The organism is Protofrankia sp. Cr1 (genome assembly GCF_963555865.1).
Taxonomy (GTDB): domain Bacteria; phylum Actinomycetota; class Actinomycetes; order Frankiales; family Frankiaceae; genus Protofrankia.
Genome location: NZ_CAUVXO010000096.1, coordinates 1 through 4,364 on the forward strand (window position 1 = coordinate 1; position 4,364 = coordinate 4,364).

Here is a 4,364-nt window from a genome sequence, read left to right on the forward strand (position 1 = left end):
GGATAACCCCTCCTTCAGAAGAAGTCCGGCGGCGTCCTACTCTCCCACGCAGTCACCCACGCAGTACCATCGGCGCAGAAGGGCTTAGCTACCGGGTTCGGAATGGAACCGGGCGTTTCCCCTTCGCCATAGCCACCGAAACACTATGAAGTTCACAGCCGAAACCGGCCATCCCTCCAGAACCGCACAGTGGACGCGTAGCATATTTGTGGTCAAGCCCTCGGCCTATTAGTACCGGTCAGCTACGTGCGTCGCCGCACTTCCACCTCCGGCCTATCAACCCGATGTTCTAGTCGGGGGCCTTACCAGGTTAACCCTGTGGGAGACCTCATCTTGAAGCGAGCTTCCCGCTTAGATGCTTTCAGCGGTTATCCCTTCCGAACGTAGCCAACCAGCCGTGCTCTTGGCAGAACAACTGGCACACCAGAGGTTCGTCCGTCCCGGTCCTCTCGTACTAGGGACAGCCCTTCTCAAGTCTCCTGCGCGCGCGGCGGATAGGGACCGAACTGTCTCACGACGTTCTAAACCCAGCTCGCGTACCGCTTTAATGGGCGAACAGCCCAACCCTTGGGACCTACTCCAGCCCCAGGATGCGACGAGCCGACATCGAGGTGCCAAACCTTGCCGTCGATATGGACTCTTGGGCAAGATCAGCCTGTTATCCCCGGGGTACCTTTTATCCGTTGAGCGACGGCGCTTCCACAAGCCACCGCCGGATCACTAGTCCCTGCTTTCGCACCTGCTCGACATGTCTGTCTCACAGTCAAGCTCCCTTGTGCACTTGCACTCGACACCTGATTGCCAACCAGGCTGAGGGAACCTTTGGGCGCCTCCGTTACTCTTTAGGAGGCAACCGCCCCAGTTAAACTACCCACCTGACACTGTCCCTGATCCGGATCACGGACCGAAGTTAGACATCCAATTCAACCAGAGTGGTATTTCAAGGCCGACTCCACCGAAACTGACGTTCCGACTTCACAGTCTCCCACCTATCCTACACAAGCCGAACCGAACATCAATATCAAGCTATAGTAAAGGTCCCGGGGTCTTTCCGTCCTGCCGCGCGTAACGAGCATCTTTACTCGTAATGCAATTTCGCCGAGTCTGTGGTTGAGACAGTGGGAAAGTCGTTACGCCATTCGTGCAGGTCGGAACTTACCCGACAAGGAATTTCGCTACCTTAGGATGGTTATAGTTACCACCGCCGTTTACTGGCGCTTAAGTTCTGAGCTTCGCACCGAAGTACTAACCCGTCCCCTTAACGTTCCAGCACCGGGCAGGCGTCACTCCGTATACATCGTCTTACGACTTCGCACGGAGCTGTGTTTTTAGTAAACAGTCGCTTTCCCCTGGTCTCTGCGGCCTCTCTCCGCTTCGGAGGCATGCCCCTACACGGAAAGCGGCCCCCCTTCTCCCGAAGTTACGGGGGCATTTTGCCGAGTTCCTTAACCACAGTTCACTCGCTCGCCTTGGTATTCTCTACCTGACCACCTGTGTCGGTTTAGGGTACGGGCGGCCCTGCCACTCGCTAGAGGCTTTTCTCGGCAGCATGGGATCATCCACTTCGCCACAATCGGCTCGGCATCAGGTCTCAGGCACATGAGATACGGATTTGCCTATATCTCGCCCTACACCCTTGCCCCAGGACAACCACCGCCTGGGTTGGACTACCCTCCTGCGTCACCCCATCGCTTGCCTACTACCAGCCGGGGTCCCGTGCTCCCCACACCCGACCCGAAGGCCAGATGCAGCTCGGACGGTTAGCACGAACCGGGTTCGCCATGGTCGCGACAATGCCGGTACGGGAATATCAACCCGTTGTCCATCGACTACGCCTGTCGGCCTCGCCTTAGGTCCCGACTCACCCTGGGCGGATTAGCCTGGCCCAGGAACCCTTGGTCATCCGGCGGACGGGTTTCTCACCCGTCTTTCGCTACTCATGCCTGCATTCTCACTCGCGTGGCGTCCACGGCTGGGTCACCCCGCCGCTTCACTCGCCACACGACGCTCCCCTACCCATATGCACGTCTGGACCCCCTCCGAAAAGGAGGCCGAACCAACGCATATGCCGCAGCTTCGGCGGTGCGCTTGAGCCCCGCTACATTGTCGGCGCAGAACCACTTGACCAGTGAGCTATTACGCACTCTTTAAAGGGTGGCTGCTTCTAAGCCAACCTCCTGGTTGTCTGGGCGACTCCACATCCTTTTCCACTTAGCGCACGCTTAGGGGCCTTAGCTGGCGATCTGGGCTGTTTCCCTCTCGACTACGAAGCTTATCCCCCGCAGTCTCACTGCCACGCTTCACTTACCGGCATTCGGAGTTTGGCTGACTTCAGTAAGCTTGTGGGCCCCCTAGGCCATCCAGTGCTCTACCTCCGGCAAGAAACACGTGACGCTGCACCTAAATGCATTTCGGGGAGAACCAGCTATCACCGAGTTTGATTGGCCTTTCACCCCTATCCACAGCTCATCCCCCAGGTTTTCAACCCTGGTGGGTTCGGTCCTCCACGCGGTCTTACCCGCGCTTCAACCTGGCCATGGATAGATCACTCGGCTTCGGGTCTTGGACATGCGACTCAATCGCCCTGTTCGGACTCGCTTTCGCTACGGCTACCCCTCGACGGGTTAACCTCGCCACACACCGCAAACTCGCAGGCTCATTCTTCAAAAGGCACGCGGTCACAGAGGCGAACCCCCGCTCCCACGGATTGTAGGCACACGGTTTCAGGTACTATTTCACTCCCCTCCCGGGGTACTTTTCACCTTTCCCTCACGGTACTAGTCCGCTATCGGTCACCAGGGAGTATTTAGGCTTAGCGGGTGGTCCCGCCAGATTCACACGGAATTTCACGGGCTCCGTGCTACTTGGGATGACGTTCGGGAGGTACCATGTTTTCGTCTACAGGGCTGTTACCCTCTATGGCGGCCCATTCGCATGGCCTTCGACTAACACGGCACTTTCTTACTCCCCGACAGAGCGGCAGCATCCGTCAAAACGATCCCACAACCCCAACCACGCAACGCCTGCCGGCTATCACACGAGATTGGTTTAGCCTCATCCGCTTTCGCTCACCACTACTCGCGGAATCACGGTTGTTTTCTCTTCCTGCGGGTAATGAGATGTTTCACTTCCCCGCGTTCCCTCCACACGCCCTATGTGTTCAGGCGAGGGTGACAGGATTTAGGGTCCTGCCGGGTTTCCCCATTCGGAAATCCTCGGATCACAGCTTGGTTGACAGCTCCCCGAGGCATATCGCAGCCTCCCACGTCCTTCATCGGCTCCTGGTGCCAAGGCATCCACCGTGTGCCCTTAATAACTTGACCACAAAGATGCTCGCGTCCACTGTGCAGTTCTCAAGGTACGGACGGTCCCATCCACCAGCACACGGCCCACCGGCAAACGCCGACAGTTCCATGCAGCAAATGGTCCGTTCCGCGACCGAACCCCCCGGCACCTACACCGAGGGGCTCACATGATCGCCGAGGAAGCTCGCTCCCTCAGGACCCAACAGCGTGCCTCAGACGATCTGACCCCACGATCCCGTTCCATCCCCACCAGAGCAGGGCGTACTAGAAACCGCAGCAGCCATCCCATCCCACTAGCCAGCGTTCCACCCATTGAGCACCATGCCGGCATGAACATCCGACAATGGCCCTGGACAGACAGGACGAACCCGCCTGCCAGATGCTCCTTAGAAAGGAGGTGATCCAGCCGCACCTTCCGGTACGGCTACCTTGTTACGACTTCGTCCCAATCGCCGGTCCCACCTTCGACGGCTCCCTCCCACAAGGGGTTAGGCCACCGGCTTCGGGTGTTACCGACTTTCGTGACGTGACGGGCGGTGTGTACAAGGCCCGGGAACGTATTCACCGCAGCAATGCTGATCTGCGATTACTAGCGACTCCGACTTCACGGGGTCGAGTTGCAGACCCCGATCCGAACTGAGACCGGCTTTTTGGGATTCGCTCCACCTTGCGGCATCGCAGCCCTTTGTACCGGCCATTGTAGCATGTGTGCAGCCCAAGACGTAAGGGGCATGATGACTTGACGTCATCCCCACCTTCCTCCGAGTTGACCCCGGCAGTCTCCTATGAGTCCCCGACATTACTCGCTGGCAACATAGAACGAGGGTTGCGCTCGTTGCGGGACTTAACCCAACATCTCACGACACGAGCTGACGACAGCCATGCACCACCTGTGCAGAGCCCTTGCGGACCCCGTATCTCTACGAGATTTCCCTGCATGTCAAGCCTTGGTAAGGTTCTTCGCGTTGCATCGAATTAAGCCACATGCTCCGCCGCTTGTGCGGGCCCCCGTCAATTCCTTTGAGTTTTAGCCTTGCGGCCGTACTCCCCAGGCGGGGC

The 4,364-nt window shown here is 58.2% G+C and carries 3 rRNA genes (1 of these 3 running past the window's edge); all 3 read right to left on the reverse strand.

The window, feature by feature from the left end:
* Positions 1 to 23: 23 nt before the first annotated feature.
* Positions 24 to 140: ribosomal RNA gene (rrf, locus tag U9980_RS10530) — 5S ribosomal RNA — on the reverse strand.
* A gap of 68 nt (positions 141 to 208) precedes the next feature.
* Positions 209 to 3,323, reverse strand: a 23S ribosomal RNA gene (locus tag U9980_RS10535).
* Positions 3,324 to 3,695: 372 nt separating this feature from the next.
* A 16S ribosomal RNA gene (locus U9980_RS10540) occupies positions 3,696 to 4,364 on the reverse strand (it continues 1,176 nt past the right edge of the window).
* Together the 16S, 23S and 5S rRNA genes form the textbook arrangement of a ribosomal RNA operon.